This is a genomic window from Phytopseudomonas daroniae (assembly GCF_004327275.1).
Taxonomy (GTDB): Bacteria; Pseudomonadota; Gammaproteobacteria; order Pseudomonadales; family Pseudomonadaceae; genus Aquipseudomonas; species Aquipseudomonas daroniae.
This window is the reverse complement of sequence record NZ_QJUJ01000003.1, coordinates 382,370-399,305: the sequence shown is the minus strand read 5'-3', so window position 1 is coordinate 399,305 and position 16,936 is coordinate 382,370. Positions and strand designations below refer to the sequence as shown.

The 16,936-nt window shown below is 63.2% G+C and carries 18 protein-coding genes and 1 other RNA gene; 6 read left to right on the top strand and 13 right to left on the bottom strand.

The window, feature by feature from the left end:
- Positions 1 to 82 precede the first annotated feature (82 nt).
- The 9 genes from DNK10_RS09820 to DNK10_RS09780 form a co-directional block, all read right to left on the bottom strand.
- A complete protein-coding gene (locus tag DNK10_RS09820) occupies positions 83 to 1,084 on the bottom strand; it encodes an extracellular solute-binding protein (protein ID WP_131191412.1) in 1,002 nt (333 codons plus the stop codon).
- A 139-nt stretch (positions 1,085 to 1,223) separates the two neighbouring features.
- Positions 1,224 to 3,659, bottom strand: a complete 2,436-nt coding sequence (locus DNK10_RS09815; RefSeq protein WP_131191411.1) for a TonB-dependent siderophore receptor — start codon at positions 3,657 to 3,659, stop codon at positions 1,224 to 1,226.
- Between the two features lie 116 nt (positions 3,660 to 3,775).
- Positions 3,776 to 4,711 carry a FecR domain-containing protein gene (locus DNK10_RS09810; protein ID WP_131191410.1) on the bottom strand — a complete coding sequence of 312 codons (936 nt, stop codon included), beginning with the start codon at positions 4,709 to 4,711 and terminating at the stop codon, positions 3,776 to 3,778.
- Positions 4,712 to 4,714: 3 nt separating this feature from the next.
- On the bottom strand, positions 4,715 to 5,215 hold the full coding sequence (locus DNK10_RS09805) for a sigma-70 family RNA polymerase sigma factor (RefSeq protein WP_131191409.1): 501 nt from the start codon (positions 5,213 to 5,215) through the stop codon (positions 4,715 to 4,717).
- Between the two features lie 434 nt (positions 5,216 to 5,649).
- Positions 5,650 to 6,867, bottom strand: a complete 1,218-nt coding sequence (locus DNK10_RS09800; RefSeq protein ID WP_165495973.1) for a 2-octaprenyl-3-methyl-6-methoxy-1,4-benzoquinol hydroxylase — start codon at positions 6,865 to 6,867, stop codon at positions 5,650 to 5,652.
- Between the two features lie 13 nt (positions 6,868 to 6,880).
- Entirely contained in the window at positions 6,881 to 7,363 is a 483-nt protein-coding gene (locus DNK10_RS09795; RefSeq protein ID WP_131191407.1) for a DUF4442 domain-containing protein, read from the bottom strand.
- Positions 7,360 to 8,550, bottom strand: coding sequence for a 2-octaprenyl-6-methoxyphenyl hydroxylase (gene ubiH / locus DNK10_RS09790; protein WP_131191406.1), 1,191 nt, complete (start codon positions 8,548 to 8,550; stop codon positions 7,360 to 7,362). Before ubiH ends, DNK10_RS09795 begins: the two co-directional genes overlap by 4 nt.
- Before the next feature lie 4 nt (positions 8,551 to 8,554).
- Entirely contained in the window at positions 8,555 to 9,889 is a 1,335-nt protein-coding gene (pepP, locus tag DNK10_RS09785; protein ID WP_131191405.1) for a Xaa-Pro aminopeptidase, read from the bottom strand.
- Positions 9,890 to 9,928: 39 nt separating this feature from the next.
- The gene (locus DNK10_RS09780) at positions 9,929 to 10,483 is read right to left on the bottom strand and encodes a YecA/YgfB family protein (RefSeq protein ID WP_131191404.1); all 555 of its coding nucleotides are present in this window, start codon (positions 10,481 to 10,483) and stop codon (positions 9,929 to 9,931) included.
- Between the two features lie 145 nt (positions 10,484 to 10,628).
- Between DNK10_RS09780 and DNK10_RS09775 the strand changes: the two genes are divergently transcribed.
- The 4 genes from DNK10_RS09775 (at position 10,629) to DNK10_RS09760 (ending at position 12,073) form a co-directional block, all read left to right on the top strand.
- The gene (locus DNK10_RS09775; protein ID WP_131182175.1) at positions 10,629 to 10,838 is read left to right on the top strand and encodes a TIGR02449 family protein; all 210 of its coding nucleotides are present in this window, start codon (positions 10,629 to 10,631) and stop codon (positions 10,836 to 10,838) included.
- On the top strand, positions 10,835 to 11,149 hold the full coding sequence (locus DNK10_RS09770) for a cell division protein ZapA (protein WP_131182174.1): 315 nt from the start codon (positions 10,835 to 10,837) through the stop codon (positions 11,147 to 11,149). The genes DNK10_RS09775 and DNK10_RS09770 overlap by 4 nt, the downstream gene beginning before the upstream one ends.
- Before the next feature lie 33 nt (positions 11,150 to 11,182).
- Positions 11,183 to 11,361: non-coding RNA, 6S RNA (ssrS, locus tag DNK10_RS09765), on the top strand.
- Positions 11,362 to 11,476: 115 nt separating this feature from the next.
- Positions 11,477 to 12,073, top strand: coding sequence for a 5-formyltetrahydrofolate cyclo-ligase (locus DNK10_RS09760; protein WP_131182173.1), 597 nt, complete (start codon positions 11,477 to 11,479; stop codon positions 12,071 to 12,073).
- Here DNK10_RS09760 and DNK10_RS25850 read toward each other — a convergent pair.
- Complete coding sequence (locus tag DNK10_RS25850) at positions 12,070 to 12,210, bottom strand: hypothetical protein (RefSeq protein ID WP_165493695.1); 141 nt, start codon at positions 12,208 to 12,210, stop codon at positions 12,070 to 12,072. The genes DNK10_RS09760 and DNK10_RS25850 overlap by 4 nt on opposite strands.
- Before the next feature lie 124 nt (positions 12,211 to 12,334).
- Between DNK10_RS25850 and DNK10_RS09755 the strand changes: the two genes are divergently transcribed.
- Positions 12,335 to 12,784, top strand: coding sequence for an EVE domain-containing protein (locus DNK10_RS09755; protein WP_131182172.1), 450 nt, complete (start codon positions 12,335 to 12,337; stop codon positions 12,782 to 12,784).
- Here DNK10_RS09755 and DNK10_RS09750 read toward each other — a convergent pair whose 3' ends face one another.
- Positions 12,785 to 13,198, bottom strand: a complete 414-nt coding sequence (locus tag DNK10_RS09750) for a flagellar basal body-associated protein FliL (protein ID WP_131191403.1) — start codon at positions 13,196 to 13,198, stop codon at positions 12,785 to 12,787.
- A gap of 142 nt (positions 13,199 to 13,340) precedes the next feature.
- On the opposite strand from DNK10_RS09750, the gene DNK10_RS09745 reads away from it, so the two are divergent.
- Positions 13,341 to 14,318 (top strand): NADPH:quinone oxidoreductase family protein, encoded by a 978-nt coding sequence (locus DNK10_RS09745; protein WP_131191402.1) that lies wholly within the window; start codon positions 13,341 to 13,343, stop codon positions 14,316 to 14,318.
- A gap of 82 nt (positions 14,319 to 14,400) precedes the next feature.
- On the opposite strand, the gene DNK10_RS09740 is transcribed toward DNK10_RS09745, so the two are convergent.
- A complete protein-coding gene (locus DNK10_RS09740) occupies positions 14,401 to 15,366 on the bottom strand; it encodes a CDP-6-deoxy-delta-3,4-glucoseen reductase (protein ID WP_131191401.1) in 966 nt (321 codons plus the stop codon).
- The gene (ubiD, locus tag DNK10_RS09735; protein ID WP_131191400.1) at positions 15,366 to 16,832 is read right to left on the bottom strand and encodes a 4-hydroxy-3-polyprenylbenzoate decarboxylase; all 1,467 of its coding nucleotides are present in this window, start codon (positions 16,830 to 16,832) and stop codon (positions 15,366 to 15,368) included. The genes DNK10_RS09740 and ubiD overlap by 1 nt, the downstream gene beginning before the upstream one ends.
- Between the last annotated feature and the right edge of the window lie 104 nt (positions 16,833 to 16,936).

The window sequence follows — 16,936 nt, the reverse complement described above, 5'->3', positions numbered from 1 at the left end:
GACGCCCCGGACAAGCCGGGGCGTCGGATTACAGGCACCTGGCAAGCGGATCAGCAGCTCGCTCAGACGCAGCGGTCAGCGATCAATTCCAGCCGGCGCGATCCATCAGCCGAATGGCTTCGGCCTGGCGCTTGCCCGCCACTTCCACGGCGATGCTGTCGGCCTTGAACTCACCCCAGGAAGCGACTTCCGCAGACGGTTTCACCGCCGGATTGGCCGGAAATTCCTTGTTGGCATCGGCGAAGATGTTCTGCGCCTCGGCACTGGTCATCCACTCGACCAGCTTCTGGGCGGCTTGCGGGTTCGGCGCGTTCTTGGTCAGGCCGATACCCGACAGGTTGACGTGCACACCGCGGTCTTCCTGGTTCGGCCAGAACAGCTTGGCCTTGAGATCCGGGTTCTGCTGGTGCAGGCGGCCGAAGTAGTAGGTATTGACCATGCCCACGTCACACTGGCCGGCGGCAACGGCATTGATCACCGAGTTGTCATCGGGGAATACGTCGGTGGCCAGGTTGTTGACCCAACCCTTGACGATCTCTTCGGCCTTGGCTTCGCCATGGGTATCGATCAGGGTCGCGGTGAGCGACTGGTTGTAGACCTTCTTGCTGGTACGCAGGCACAGACGGCCTTCCCAGTTCTTGTCGGCCAACGCTTCGTAGGTGGTCAGTTCGCCTTCCTTGACCCGCTCCGGCGCGAACACGATGGTTCGCGCGCGCAGCGACAACCCCGTCCAGGCACCGCTGCTGGCGCGGTACTGAGCGGGAATGTTGTCTTCGACGATGCTGGATTTCAGCGGCTGCAGAATGCCCATCTGCTCTGCCTGCCAGAGGTTGCCCGCGTCCACGGTGAGCAGCAAGTCCGCCGGCGTGTTCTCGCCCTCGGCCTTGATGCGTTCCATCAGCGGCGCTTCCTTGTCGGTGATGAACTTGACCGCGACGCCGGTCTTGGCGGTGTAGGCATCGAACACCGGCTTGATCAGTTCATCGATCCGAGAGGAATACACCACGACTTCATCGGCCGCCTGAACGGCGCTGGAAAGAGCACTCAGAGTGAATACGGCAAGCAGCGCGCGACGTACCGACATGGCAAAGACCTTATGGAAGTTGAAGGAGAGAGGATGATAGTGACTCTCATCTACAACGCCCATCGTAAGGTCATTGCCAGATATTACCGCTGCCGCTGAAGAGCATGCCACACGGGCCGCGTGGGCGCTCGCCGCGACATCAGTAGTTGTATTGCAGGCTGGTCATGACATTGCGCGGCGCACCATACAAACCTGCCGCCGTGGTGGTGAGATACTCCTTGTCGAACAGGTTATTGAGGTTCACCGATGCCGAGAGCGCTGGCGTGAGCTGGTACTTCGCCATGAGGTTGACCAGGGCGTAGCTGCTCTGCGTGGTGGCATAACTGAGGTCGTACCCGGTCTCGCTCTGCCAGTTCAGACCGCCGCCGACGGTGAGCTTGTCCAGTGCGCCCGGTAGCCGATAGCTGGTGAACAGCTTGACGCTGTTGCGCGGGATCTCGGTGACGATACGTTTGTCGTCGGCGTTGAAGCTGACGCTATAGGAGTAGCCACCCGTCAGTTGCCAGCCTTCGCTGAGCTCACCATTGACCTCCAACTCCACACCTTCGCTGGTCGTGCCATTTTCTGCCTTGTAGGCCTGGAAGCCATTGGGCTGCAGCAGGCTGCCGTCGGCCACCGCGAGGTTATCCTGCTCGACGCGGAATACCGCCAGGCTGCCATTGAGCCGCCCCTCGTAGAAGCCGGCCTTCAGGCCAAGCTCATACCCGGTGCCTTCCTGAGGATCCAGCGGCGTGCCGCTGACGTCGCGAATGTTCGCGTTCTGCGGATTGAAGATCTGCGTATAGCTGGCGTAGGCCGTCCAGGTGTCATTCAGGTCATAGACGAAGCCGGCATAGGGAATGACGATGCCGGTTTCGGTACGCTCCGCCTTGCTGCTGGCGCCCCCGTACAGCCAGCTTTTGCTTTCGCGATTCCAGTCCACCACCCGCGCGCCGAGGATCAGGCTGGCCGAATCGGTCAGGTGCCAGCGGGACGTCAGGTAGGCGGCGTACTGGGTTTCGGTCAGGTCGCTCTCACCGATCTTGTCGAACAGCGGTTTCGGCGCCTGACCGTTCCACCCGTAGATGTTGTCGATGCTGCCGGCATAACCGGAGCCCGGGCGCTGCCAGCCGCCGTAGTTGGCCGTTCCCCGCTCCTCGAGGCGCGACAGGGTCACCCCGCCGATCAATTCGTGCTCGCGGCCCAGCAGTGGGAAGAAGCCGGTGAGGTAGGCGTCGACATTGTCCTGTTCAGGCGTTGCCTGCCAGCGGGTCGGCATGATGTAGGCACCTGCGCCGGTGGCTCGCTCGATCTCACCATCCATGTAGCTGACCACGGTGTCGTAGTCGTTGCGCGCATGGCTATACTCCAGCTTGCCGCTCCAGCCATTGGCGAACTGCTGCTCGACGGAGGTGAACAGCGTGCTCTGCTGGCGATCGTAGTACGTCCAGTCAGGCGAGCTGTTGAACGAGCGCTTGATATCAGTTCTTCCGCCGTCGGTGGTGAACAGCGGAAAGCCGGTACGCATCGGTGCGTTGCTGTGGGTGGTCTGATGGCTGAAGCCCAGGGTCAGCAGGGTCGAGTCGCTCAAATCCAGCTCGGTGATGCCATAGACGGTGCTCAGCTCCTGGCTGAAGCGGTCGATCCAGGCGTGCTGATCCTTGTGATCGACGACGAAGCGCGCCCGCACGTTGCCACTCTCGGTCAGCGCACCGCCGACATCCACACCCAGACCATAACGATCCCAGCTACCGGCCTCTGCCGACAACTGAACCTGGGGTTCGATGCCGGGACGCTTGCGGATCAGGTTGATGGTCGCGGAAGGGTTGCCCAGGCCACTGACCAGCCCGGTGGCGCCACGCACCACCTCTACGCGGTCGTACATGGCGGTGTTCTGGGTGTAATTGTCCATGCTTGCCGACGTCGGCACCCCGTCGATCGCGAAGTTCCGGATGGGAAAACCACGCGACAGATAGGTAGTACTGTCTGCCCCCAGGCTTTCGCGGATCACGGTGATGCCCGTGGTGGCATCCAGGGCGTCGGTCAGGCTGTCGAGATTCTGGTCGTCCAGACGCTGACGGGTCAGCACCGTGACCGATTGTGGCGTCTCCTTGGGCGACAGGTTCAGGCGTGTCGAGCTGCTGGACGACTCGGTGGTGTAGGAGCCCGTGCCCTCGGTGGTCGCCCCCGGCGCCTTGCCGGAAATGCTCAGTGCGGACAGTTGCAGTCCTTGGCTCTGGCTGGTCGGCACCAACACATAGCTGCCGTTACCCTGACGCTGGGCCTGCAAACCACTGCCCTGAAGCAGACGGGCCAGCCCATCGTCCACGCCGTAATCGCCCTGCAGGCCCGGCGAGTCGAGCCCCTCGGTCTGCATGGCAGCGAATGAAAGCGTCACCCCAGCTACCGTCGCGAACTGGCTCAGGGCGGTACCCAGCGAGCCGGGAGCGATGCGGTAGCTCTGTACGGCGGCCTCCTGCGCCAGGGCGTGGCTCGGTAAAGCGCAGAGCAACGGCAGCGAGGCACAGGTCAAACCGAACAGGGCCAGGTGAACGGCGCGGGCCATCGGCTTGGCCGGCGAGAGAAAGCGGGGCATGGTCATTTCCTTGTCATGGGCTGGGCAGATCCGCGGTATTGCAAACCGCTTCATGTGCTTGGCCGAATGAGAATGAAAATCGGCAACCCAAAATGACTATTTTTTTGCTGACTGGATCAGACCGGCTCGATGCGCGCCCAATAGCGGCTCAGGTAACGCACCCGAATCGGCAGCGAAGCACCCAGGTTTTCCAGGATGATGTCGGTGTCGTCGATTCGAAAAGCCCCAGACAAGCGCAGGCTCGCCACCGTATCGGCGCAGCCCAGATAGCCGGGACGGTAGCGCCCCAGCTCGGCGACGAAGGCATCCAGGCGCCAGTCGATCACTGTCAGCATGCCTTGCGCCCAGGCGCCCGCTCCCGGCAGTAGGGCGCTGGGCGTACCGACCGCTGCAGCCTCGACATCGACCTGTTGGTTGGCAGCGAGACGTATGGCCCGATTCGGTTGCCCCGCCGCACGCACTTCGACCACATCCTCCAGCACCGCAATCTGAGTTCTGTCGCCCTCGCAGCGCACACTGAAACAAGTACCCAACGCCCGCACACTGCCTTGCGCGGTATGCACGACGAAGGGCCGTCCAGCCGGATCGGCAGCGGTGCGGACGAGTATCTCGCCGCGATGCAGCTGCACTTGACGCAGACGGGCGTCGAAGCGGATATCCACCGCCGTCGCGGTATTCAGATCCAGCACGCTGCCATCGCTCAGGTGCAGGTTTCGACGCTCACCGGTGGCCGTGCGCTGATCGGCGAGCCAGGCCTGCGTCGGCGCCAGGTCGAGGGACGCCCAACCCGCCGCCCCGGAGGCGAGCAGCAAGCCCAACGTTTTGAGTACCACGCGCCGCCGCGCACGCACGCCATCCAGCGCGGGTAGCGCAACGTCCGCCGGCAAGCCGCCGAGCTGATGCTGCAGGCGCTCTACCCGTGCCCACGCCTGGCGATGCCCAGGGTGCTGCGCCAGCCACTCACGGTGCGCCTGACGCTCGGCCTCGCTCGGCGGCGTGGCGTTGAGTTGCACGTACCAGGTAGCGGCGGCTTCCAGGGTCTGGCGATCCATCGCTCAGTCGTCCATCAGCAACAGACAGTGGGTCATGGCACAGATCATGTGTTTCTTCACCGTGGTCACCGACACGCCCAGGCGCTCGCCGGTAGCGACATAGCTGAGCCCTTCCAGTTGCACCGCCAGAAAAATGCGCCGCGTGCGCTCGCCAAGACCGTCGAGCATGGCGTCGACCGCCATCAGGGTTTCCAGGATCAGCAGGCGGGTTTCCGGCGAGATGTCCATCGGCTCGGGCCGTAACGCCAGCACATCGAGATAAGCCTGCTCGACGGCCTGGCGCCGGAACTTGTCGATCATCAGCGCACGGGCGATGGCGCTCAGGTAGGTACGTGGCTCGCGGATGGCCTGCACGTCCCGGGCGCTGAGCACGCGCAGGAAGGTATCCTGGGCCAGATCGGCGGCATCGCTGGCATTGCCCAGGCGTGCGCGCAGCCAGCCCTTGAGCCAGCCGTTGTGTTCGCTGTAGAGAAGATGCAACGCGGAATGATCCGGGCCGGACATGGCAGCACCAGGGCGCAAGATGATAATGCATCGCATTGTCTTGCAAGCCTTCCGCTGGATGCAAGCCGGGCATGGAGATTAACCCGTAGTAATAGACGGAGACGGCTCGAACAAAGGCAGCTCTGCGGCGGTGTAGCCAATTCCGCGATCGAATTTTGCTGGTAAAGCGAGGGGGACGGCGGCGATGACGATTACAAGACAGTAGCGGACGTTCGATGATCCGCGTCATAACGAAGGTTCAGGCCTTCGGCCCCGGATTACGCCTGCGGCTAATCCAGGCTACGTTCGTGCCATGGCCCCGTAGCGGACGTAGGGTGGATGACGCTCTTTTCATCCACCATCGCGATCGTAGAGCGGTGGACGGGTCGGGCCGCGTAGGTGAAGCGTCGTCCACAAATGGCCGCTACCGCTCTCCTTTCTCGCCGTTGCGCCACTCAGGCCCTGGCCAGATCCGGCAGATCGCCGCTCAGGCCCAATGCCTGGCGCACGAACAGCGCCTTGGCCTCATCCAGGCCATCGACCAGCCCCAGACCGGTATTACGCAGCCAGCGCAGCGCCAGGGCATCGCTCTGGAACAGGCGCTGGAAGCCTTCCATCGCCGCCATCATCGCCAGGTTGTGAGGCATACGTCGGCGCTCGTAGCGGCTCAGCACGCGCTCGTCGGCAAGCCGCTCGCCACGCCCGGCGGCCTGCCCCAGTACTTCGGCCAGCACCGCGGCGTCGAGAAAGCCGAGATTGACGCCCTGCCCGGCCAGCGGGTGGATGGTATGGGCGGCATCCCCGATCAGCGCCAGCCCAGGCTCGACATAACGCTTGGCGTGGCGCTGCCGCAGCGGAATGCACAGGCGTCGATCCACCTGCAGCACCTGGCCCAGGCGATACTCGAAAGCCTGCCCCAGGGCTGTGGAAAACTCATCGTCGCCCAGCGCCATCAGATGGGCCGCCTGCTCCGGCGTGGTCGACCAGACGATCGAGCACCAATGCTCGCCGTCGCGCTCGCCCAGGGGTAGAAAAGCCAGCGGGCCTTCGTCGGTGAAACGCTGCCAGGCGGTAGCCTGATGGGCACCGGCACAACGCACACTGGTGACGATGGCATGGTGCAGGTAATCCCATTCGCGGGTTTCGCAGCCCGCCAGGCGACGCACTGCCGAATTGGCACCGTCAGCCGCGATCAACAGCGGTGTACGCAATTCGCGGCCATCGGCCAGGGTCAGCAGCCAGTCATCCCCGGAGTGACGCAAGCGCTCCAGGCGCGCATTGGCGAGCAGACCGATATCGCTGTCATGCAGACGCTCGAGCAGGGCGTCCTGTACCACGCGGTTCTCGACGATATGGCCGAGGGTATCGGCATGCACACTGGCAGCACTGAAATGGATGCTGCCGGTGCCGCTGCCATCCCATACGCGCATCTCGCTGTAGGGGCAACTGCGCCGCGCCAGCACGCCCGGCCAGGCGCCGAGGCGCTCGAGAATACGCTGGCTGGCCATCGACAACGCGCTGACCCTTGGCTCGTACGCCAGACGGCCATCGAACGGCTCGACGCTCATCGGCCCGCCATCCAGCACCAGGCATTCCAGGCCCTGTTCGCGCAAGGCCAGGGCCAGGGCACTGCCGACCATTCCGGCACCGACGATGATCAGATCTGCACGCATTTCGTCCATTTCCTCAGGCTGCCTGCCGCAGGCGCGGCTTGAGCCGCACGTAGAGAGTCTTGTGTACCCGCGCCACCAGGGTGCCGTCGCCATCACGCACTTCCACCTGCAACTCGGGCAGGTACTTTTCACCCGCTGCGGTGCGCTCACGCACTTCGTCGATGAAGGCCTGGTCGATGGCGAACGACGCGAATACCGGGCCTTTGCCAGGCGCGATGAAATCGATGCTGGCAGCCTTGTCCCAGACCACATAATCGCGGCCCAGATTCTCCATCAGCATCAACATGTAGAACGGATCGGTCATCGAATACAGGCTGCCGCCGAACTGGGTGCCCACGTAATTGCGGTTGTACCAGCGCAGACGCATCTTCACCTCGACCTGGCGAAAGTCGGGCGCGATGCGCCGAACCCATACCCCAGCGCCCAGATAGGGCGGGTAGCAATTCATGACCCAGCGCAGCAGGCGAGCCTTGCGCGCCAGCCGGCGGGCATTCATTGCGACGTACCGCGAGTACCCATGCCCATGGCCTGACGCGCGAACCAGCGTTTGGCCGGCGGCAGCAACTCCAGACCGAGCAGGCCCAGGTTGCGGCCCGCGGCGAGCAACGGCTGGTCGGTGCTGAACAGCCGGGTGACCTGATCCGAGAAACCCACGGTGAAGGCCTGATCGCCAGCCTGAGCACTGGCATAACGCTGCAGAGTGGCCAGGTCGCCAAGCGGGGCGGAACTCGCCAGCACGGTATCGGCCAGGGCACGGACATCACGCAACGACAGGTTGAAGCCCTGCCCGGCAATCGGGTGCAGGCTATGAGCGGCGTTGCCCAGCACCACCAGATTGGCGCGCACCTGCTCGGCCGCTTCGACCAGCACCAGTGGATACGGTACCCGCGCCCCGACCTGGCGCAGCGCACCGAGGCGGTAACCGAAGGCTTCCTGCAATTGCGCGAGGAACGCTCGTTCATCCAGCTTCAGCAGCCGCTCGGCATCGCGGCTCGGGTGCGTCCACACCAGCGCACAACGATTGTCGGACAGCGGCAGCAGCGCCAGCGGCCCGGATTCGGTAAAACGTTCGAACGCTTCGCCATCATGGGGGCGCGCAGGTGTGATATTGGCGATCAGCGCGGTCTGGTCGTAGGGTCGCTGCTGCACCGTGATGCCCAACTGCTCGCGCAGCGACGAGCGCCCGCCATCGGCGAGTACGGCCAGGGAGCAGTCGATCAGGGTTTCGTCATCGAGGGTCAGGCGATAGCCATCCGGCAGCGCTTCCATCCGCTCGACATGGGCCGGGCAACGCCACTGGATCACCTCGGCATCCAGCGCCTGCCACAGGCAGTGGCCGAGCCAGGCGTTTTCCACCACGTAGCCCAGGGCAGGAACGCCCTCTTCCTCGGCACTCAGTCGTGCGGCAGCGAAGCGCCCGCGATCCGATACATGTATCTGGCGAATGGCCGTAGCCTGCTCGGCGAGCGCCGGCCACAGGCCGAGGCCTTCGTAGATCAGCCGCGAGCCGTAGGAAAGCGCCGTGGAGCGGGCATCGTAGCTTGGCTGGTAGCCTTCGCCGGGAGCGAATGGCTCGATCAGGGCAATTCGCCAACCGCGTTTACGCGCCTCGCCCTGCAGCGCCAGCGCCAGGCTGGCACCGACCAGTCCGCCGCCGATGATCGCCAGATCGACCCGCTGCATGGCCTCAGGCTACCTGCGCGCGGGCGGCAGCCATCAGTGCCTCGATCTCGTCGACGGCCTTGGGCACGTCGCCGGTGAGAATCTCGCAGCCCGTCTTGGTCACCACGACATCATCCTCGATGCGTACACCGATGCCGCGCCATTTCTTGGCGACGCTCTGGTTATCCACGGCGATGTAGATGCCCGGCTCGACGGTCATGGCCATGCCCACTTCGAGCACGCGCCATTCGCCGCCGACCTTGTATTCACCGACATCGTGCACGTCCATGCCCAGCCAGTGACCGGCGCGGTGCATGTAGAACGGCTTGTAGGCTTCCGCGGCGATCAGCTCATCGACATTGCCCTTGAGCAGGCCCAACTCGACCAGACCAGCGGTGATCACCCGTACCGTGGCTTCGTGGGCTTCGTTCCAGTGGCGGCCAGGGGCGATGTGCTTGAAGGCTTCCATATTGGCCGCCAACACGATCTCGTAGATGGCCTTCTGCTCGGGCGTGAACACGCCACTGACCGGGAAGGTACGGGTGATATCGCTGGCGTAGCAGTCGATCTCGCAACCGGCGTCGATCAACACCACGTCGCCGTCCTTGAGCAGGGCGTCGTTCTCGCGGTAATGCAGGATGCAGGCATTCCTGCCCGCCGCGACGATGGAGCCGTAGGCCGGCATCTTCGCGCCACCTTTGCGGAACTCGTAATCCAGCTCGGCTTCCAGGTGATATTCGTACAATCCGGCGCGGCTGGCCTGCATGGCGCGCACGTGGGCGCGGGCGGAAATCTGCGCCGCTTCGCGCATCACCTTCACTTCCCCGGCGGACTTGTACAGGCGCAGATCGTGCAACAGGTGATTGAGGGCGACGAATTCCTTCGGCGGCGTGGCGCCCTGGCGGGCCTTGGAGCGGATCACGTTGACCCACTCCATCAGGTGTCGGTCGAACTCCGGGTTGGTGCCCACCGCGTAGTAGACACGCTCACGACCTTCGATCAGGCCCGGCAGAATGTCGTCGATATCACCGATGGGAAAGGCATCGTCCGCGCCAAAGCGACTGATGGCCCCTTCCTGGCCGGCACGCAGGCCATCCCACAGCTCACGCTCGGGATCACGCTCGCGGCAGAACAGCACATATTCGCCGTGCTCGCGGCCCGGGATCAGGGCGATAACCGCCTCGGGCTCGGGGAAACCGGAAAGGTACTGGAAGTCGCTGTCCTGGCGGTATACGTGCTCAACATCGCGGTTACGGATGAACACCGGCGCCGCCGGCAGGATGGCGATGCTGTTGGGTTCCATCTGCGCCATCAGCGTCTTGCGTCGACGGGCGTATTCCGCTTTGGAGATGCTGGTCATGGGCAAGCTAGGTTCCGATCAGTCGAATGGAAGGCGGGATCAGTGCAGCGAGGGCTTTGGCGTTGGGGCAGCCGGCTTGGTGCACTCGGTGAACAGCAGCAAGGGCGCCACGCGCAGGTACTCCGTGACCTCCATGTAATCGTTCTCACCGTCCTCGGATTCGTCCAGCGCATTCTGCACCTGGGCGATGGCGGACAAATCCTGCAGCACTTCCATGGCTTCGGCGCTCAGCGCGGCGTCACCGGCGGTCAGACCGAAGCCACCGAGAAAGCCCTGGCACCACTGGCCCAGAGCCGCCGCTCGCTCGGCCAGCGGGGCCTCGTCGGAAGGCAGCAGCAAGACCACGGTGACATCGTCACCGGTCAATTCGCCGCGTACCATCTCCTGCAGGCCAATCAGCGCCTGACGGACGTTGTCCGGGGGCTCTGCACCGAGCAGCTCGGTGGCATCGGCCAGCCAGGGGCCGGCCTCGAAGCCGGCACCAGCACAACTGCGGCCCAGCAGCAGGCCGTGCAGTTCGGCAGGAGAAACAGAAGAGCCACCACTGGCAAGCAAGGTGGCGAATGCAGCGTAGGGAGAACTGGAAGTCGGCATCGATCACTAGGCGCCAAGAGGCGCAATCACTAGAATGGAGGCCTTGTATCCTAGCACCGGCAGACGCGCCAAGACCATCAGCGGGTTTGCACCTATCTGCCGCCGAGCCTATATATCCTGGACAACCCTGCCAAAGCGAGAGCCAATGGAAGACGCCGATCTACACGCCCTAACGGCCAAGCTGGAGTTGCTGATCCAGCGCGTCGAGCGACTCAAGGCACACAACCGCCTCTTGTTGGAGAGCGAACAGGCTTGGCGTGAAGAACGCGCTCATCTGATCGAAAAGAACGAAATGGCCCGGCATAAGGTCGAATCGATGATTTCGCGCCTCAAAGCCCTGGAGCAGGACTCATGACCCAATCGAATACCGTTACCGTCCAGATTCTGGACAAAGAATATTGCATCGCCTGTCCTGCAGATGAGCGGAGCAACCTGCAGAATGCCGCCCGTTACCTGGACGGCAAGATGCGTGAGATCCGCAGCGGCGGCAAAGTGATCGGTGCCGACCGCGTTGCCGTGATGGCCGCGCTGAACATCACCCATGATTTGCTGCACAAACAGCAGCACCTGGATCAGCAGGCCACCACGACCCGTGATCATGTGCGTGATCTGCTTGGCCGTGTCGACAATGCCCTGGCCGATGATGCCGATGGCCGTGGCGTCTGACCAACGGTCGTCACTTTGCGTTATACTGGCCGCGGCTCCCTGGAGTGTGCGCCAGTTGGTGATGTCCCTGAGCCGATACGCACAACCCTGGGGGTTGTCAGTTGAGGCCGGTGTGCATGTCCGCTCGACGGAAAGCCTTAAGGTTTCCTGCAACCTCCACCTTGAACTTTCGGGTTCAAGGGCTAAACCGACAGCGGCATGCTGGGGAGTCACAATTCATAGCCCGTTGCTGGCTTACGCTGGCAGTGGGCTTTTTATTGCCTGCCATTGCCGCGGGGCGTCGCAGGCGATGTCGGAAGTCGCTGCCGACAACTTTTCTGCCTGCCCATGATCGACGCCAACGACCTAACACGCCCCCAGCTGCGCCGCAAACTGCGCCAGCAACGTCGGGCGCTGACGCCAGCGGCACAGCGCAACGCCGCCCAGGCGCTGTATCGCCAGTTGGCCCAGCATCCGCTGTTTCGCCGCGCCCGACATATTGCACTGTACCTGGCCAACGACGGGGAAATCGATCCGCACCTGCTGATCGCTGCTGCTCACGCCCGCGGCAAGCAGGTCTATCTGCCCGTACTGAAATCCTGGCCGCGCACCAGCATGGTGTTTCAGCGCATCGACGTGCACGAGGGGCTGGCAGGCAACCGCTTCGGCATCCCTGAACCTCGGCGCGACAACAAGCGCCAGCGCAAGGTCTGGGCACTGGATCTGATTCTCCTGCCACTGGTGGGTTTCGATCGCCACGGCGGCCGACTCGGGATGGGCGGCGGTTTCTACGACCGCAGCCTTGCCTATCGCGCAAGGCGCAATAATTGGCACAAACCGACACTGCTGGGGCTGGCTCACGGTTGTCAGCAAGTCGATCGACTGCCCATGGCAAGCTGGGACATACCGCTGGATGCCACGGTTACCGATAGAGGCTGGTACTAACGCCCGCTGATACCCGGCTGAACGCTGGTCGACAGCTGAGAGCCTTGCTGCCACTGGCTTTGTGTATACCCGGTGGTCACCATGCCCAGGGTGAACACCACCACCAGCACCCACAATAGATCCGGTTTTCGCCTCATGTAACAACTCCCCACCGGAACAATCGTCCGGGACTGACAAGGTATATTTCAGCGATTATCCCTTCGCATTCGAGCGCAGCCGACAGGCACACGCTCACCGCCCTGATCCGAGAGAGCAAAGTTCATGCCCTATTGGCTGATGAAATCCGAACCCGACGAACTTTCCATCCACGACCTGCAGCAGCTAGGCAAGACGCGCTGGGATGGTGTGCGCAACTACCAGGCACGCAACTTCATCCGCAGCATGCAGGACGGTGATCAATTTCTTTTCTATCATTCGAGCTGCCCGCAGCCTGGGGTAGCCGGAATCGCCCGCATCGAAGGCAGCCCCTATCCAGACCCAGCCGCGCTGGATTCAAAGAGTCACTATTTCGATGCCAAGGCCAGCGCGGAAAAGAATCCCTGGACGGCCATCGACGTGGCATTCGTCGAGGCCTTCACGCGCGTCATCCCACTGGCCGAGTTGAAAGCTCAGGGTGCGTTACAGGAGTTGGCGTTGGTACAGAAGGGCAGCCGCTTATCGGTGATGCCCGTTACCGAAGCGCAGTGGACAGCGATCCTGCTGCTGCGCTGATCAGCCCTGCAGAATCAGGTTGTTGAACAGCAGATCCTCGACCAGCGGCCGGCCTTCTTCATCGCTGAGCACCTGCTGTACCTGCTTGAGGGCTTCCTGGCGCAGCGTTTCCTTGGCGTCGGGCGTAGCCAGGCTCTCTTCGGTCTGCTGGGAAAACAGCATCACCAGTTGATTACGGATCAGCGGCTCATGGTGGGTGACCTTGGCCTCGGCCTCGGCGCCGCTCACACGCAGAGAAATATCGGCCTTGTAGAACTTGAGTTTGGGGCCGACGCCGAAATTGCCGACCAGCGCTGGCGTCAGGCTGTGGTAGATCACCTGAGAGGCAGCGCCCTCACCTTCCTTCCTTTCCTCATTGGCGAAAGCCGGGATCGACAGCGCGCAGGCAAGCAAAAGCGTGATGAGGGTTTTCACAAGGCAATCTCCATTGGATTACCGACAAGCATAGCAACGCCTGCGACGGATCCCAATGCTTATGGAAGCCCATCAGGGCCAGCGATGCTCGTTGACCCTGGCGCCCCTCCTCCTAGACTGCGGGAAACAGGAGGTGATCACGATGAAAGCATTGCTGTGCAAGGCCTTCGGCCCCGCCGGAACCCTGGTACTGGAAGACATCGATAGCCCGTACCCGAAGGGTAACGAAGTATTGATCGAGGTTCAGGCCGCTGGCGTGAATTTTCCCGACACCCTGATCATCGAAGGCAAATACCAGTTCAAGCCGCCTTTGCCCTTTGCGCCCGGTGGCGAAGTGGCCGGCGTGATCAGTGCGGTTGGCGACAAGGTTACCCATCTGCAGGCCGGCGATCGGGTCATGGCGCTGACCGGCTGGGGCGGCTTCGCCGAGCAGGTCGCGGTGCCCGCCTACAACGTACTGCCGATGCCCGACAGCATGGATTTCATCAGCGCAGCAGCCTTCGGCATGACCTACGGCACCTCGATGCATGCACTCAAGCAGCGCGCCGGGCTGCTAGCAGGCGAAACCCTGTTGGTACTCGGTGCATCCGGGGGTGTTGGCCTGGCTGCGATCGAGATCGGCAAGGCCATGGGCGCCCGGGTAATCGCCGCCGCAAGCAGCGCCGCCAAGCTGGAAATCGCCAAACAGGCTGGCGCCGATGAGCTGATCGACTACGGCACGCAGAACCTCAAGGAGGAAGTGAAGCGCCTGACCAATGGCCAGGGCGCCGATGTGATCGTTGACCCGGTCGGCGGCGACCTGTTCGACCAGGCAGCGCGCAGCATCGCCTGGAACGGCCGCCTGCTGGTCGTCGGTTTCGCCAGCGGGCGCATCCCGGAGCTGCCGGTGAACCTGATGTTGCTCAAGGGCGCCGCGGTGGTTGGCGTGTTCTGGGGCGCCTTCGCGCAACGCCAGCCAGCCGAAAACGCCGCCAATTTCGGCCAGTTGTTCGCCTGGCATGCCGAGGGCAAGGTCAAGCCGCTGGTGTCGCAGACCTACCCCCTGGAGCGGGCCGGTGAGGCGATCACCGCCCTGTCCGAACGCCGGGCAGTGGGCAAGCTAGTGATCCAGGTGCGCTAAAGCAGCTACAAGCTACAAGCTACAAGCTACAAGACAAAGCATAGGTGCTCTTACTTGCAGCTTGTAGCTTGTGGCTTGCCGCTTATCTAGGCGCATAGGCGAATACGTCGGCGCGCATCTGGTGGGCATCCATCCCGGCCTCGACCAGTGCGTCCAGCGTTGCATATACCATGTTCGGCGAACCGCTGGCATAAACGTGCAGCGCGCCAAGATCGTCGAAATCTTCGCGGATCGCTTCGTGCAGCAGACCACAGCGGCCCTTCCAGCCACACTGGTCGCTGACCACTTGGTGCAGGAACAGATTGGGCAGCGCCTGCCACTCCTGCCAATGCGGCAAACTGTAGAAATCCTCCGGACGACGAGCCCCCCAGTACAGGTGTACCGGGTGTTCGAAGCCTCGGGAACGGCATTCCTCGATCAGGCTGTGCATCTGCGCCATGCCGGTGCCTGCGGCGATCAGCACCAGCGGGCCGTCCGGCAACTCGGCCAGGTGGGCATCGCCGAACGGCAGTTGCACCCGCGCCACACTCTCCTCGCGCAGTTGCTGCAGCAGGTTCAGGGCACTCGCTTCGCGGCCGAGGATATGCAGTTCGAGATCGCGACCTTCCTGGGACGCAGACGCCATGGAAAACGCCGACTTCTCGCCATCCCGACGCTCGATCAGCAGATACTGACCGGCGTGGTAGCGCGGCGGCTTGCCGGCCGGTGCACGCAGGCGCACGCGCCAGACGTCGCCACCAGCATCGATGCACGCCAGCACCTGACAGCCCAGGCTGCGTACCGCGAGTTCACCAGGCGCCAGCACGCCATCCCAATGCAGCACGCAGTCTTCCAGCGGTTCGGCGATGCAGGTGTACAGTTCGCCATGGTCGAGCTCGGCGCCGTCCTGGCGCACGCGCCCTTCGACCAGCAGCGCCATACACACGTGACAATTGCCATTACGGCAGCTTTGCGGGCAGGTGTAGCCGAGGCGTCGGGCGGCATCGAGGATGCGTTCGCCCGCTTCGACATCAAGAACCGCGCCGGACGGTTGCAGGGTGACCTTCATCAATCGATTCCCAACTGGCTCCAGATTTCATCGACACGATGCGTGACCGCATCGTCCTTGACGATCGCCCGTCCCCACTCGCGACTGGTCTCGCCCGGCCACTTGTGGGTGGCGTCGAGGCCCATCTTCGAGCCAAGACCGGAGATCGGCGAGGCGAAATCCAGATAGTCGATCGGCGTGTTCTCGATCATCACCGTGTCGCGTTTGGGATCCATGCGCGTGGTGATGGCCCAGATCACGTCGTTCCAGTCGCGGGCATCGATGTCGTCGTCGGTGACGATAACGAACTTGGTGTACATGAACTGTCGCAGGAACGACCACACGCCGAGCATCACGCGCTTGGCATGGCCGGGGTACTGCTTCTTCATGGTCACCACCGCCATGCGGTAGGAGCAGCCTTCCGGCGGCAGGTAGAAGTCGGTGATCTCGGGGAACTGCTTCTGCAGGATCGGCACGAACACTTCGTTCAGCGCCACGCCGAGAATCGCCGGCTCGTCCGGCGGTCGGCCGGTGTAGGTCGAGTGGTAGATCGGATCGCGACGGCGGGTGATGCGCTCGATGGTGAACACCGGGAAGGTGTCGACCTCGTTGTAGTAGCCGGTGTGATCGCCGTAAGGCCCTTCCGGCGCAGTCTCGCCCGGATGGATAACGCCTTCGAGGACGATTTCGGCACTGGCCGGCACCTGCAGGTCATTGCCGATGGCCTTGACCAGTTCGGTGCGATGGCCGCGCAGCAGGCCGGCGAAGGCGTATTCGGACAGGCTGTCGGGCACCGGCGTCACCGCGCCGAGAATGGTCGCCGGGTCAGCGCCCAAGGCCACGCAAACGGGATAGGGCTTACCCGGATGCTTCTCGCACCACTCGCGATAATCCAGCGCACCGCCACGATGGCTGAGCCAGCGCATGATCACCTTGTTGCGGCCAATGACCTGCTGGCGGTAGATACCGAGGTTCTGGCGTTCCTTGTTCGGCCCCTTGGTAATCGTCAGGCCCCAAGTGATCAGCGGCGCCACATCACCCGGCCAGCAATGCTGGATCGGCAGCTTACCGAGGTCGACGTCGTCGCCCTCCTCGATCACTTCGTGGCAGGGCGCATCCTTGAGTACCTTGGGCGCCATGCTGATGACCTTCTTGAAGATCGGCAGTTTGCTCCAGGCATCTTTCAGGCCCTTCGGCGGTTCGGGCTCCTTGAGGAACGCCAGCAGCTTGCCGATCTCACGCAGCTCCGACACCTCCTCCGCGCCCATGCCCAGCGCCACGCGCTTCGGCGTACCGAACAGGTTGCCGAGTACCGGCACGTCGTGGCCAGTGGGGTTCTCGAACAACAGAGCCGGGCCACCCTTGCGCAGGGTGCGGTCGCAGATCTCGGTCATTTCCAGGATCGGCGACACCGGCGCCTGAATGCGCTTGAGCTCGCCGCGCTCTTCCAGGCCGCGGATAAAGTCGCGCAGGTCGCGATACTGCATGCTGGAACCTCTCGAATCGGGGCGCAAAGTTTAGCGCCGAAGTCGGTCTTGCAGATACTACAGACAGACAAAAGCCGGGTTTCCCCGGCTTTTGGACTGCTACC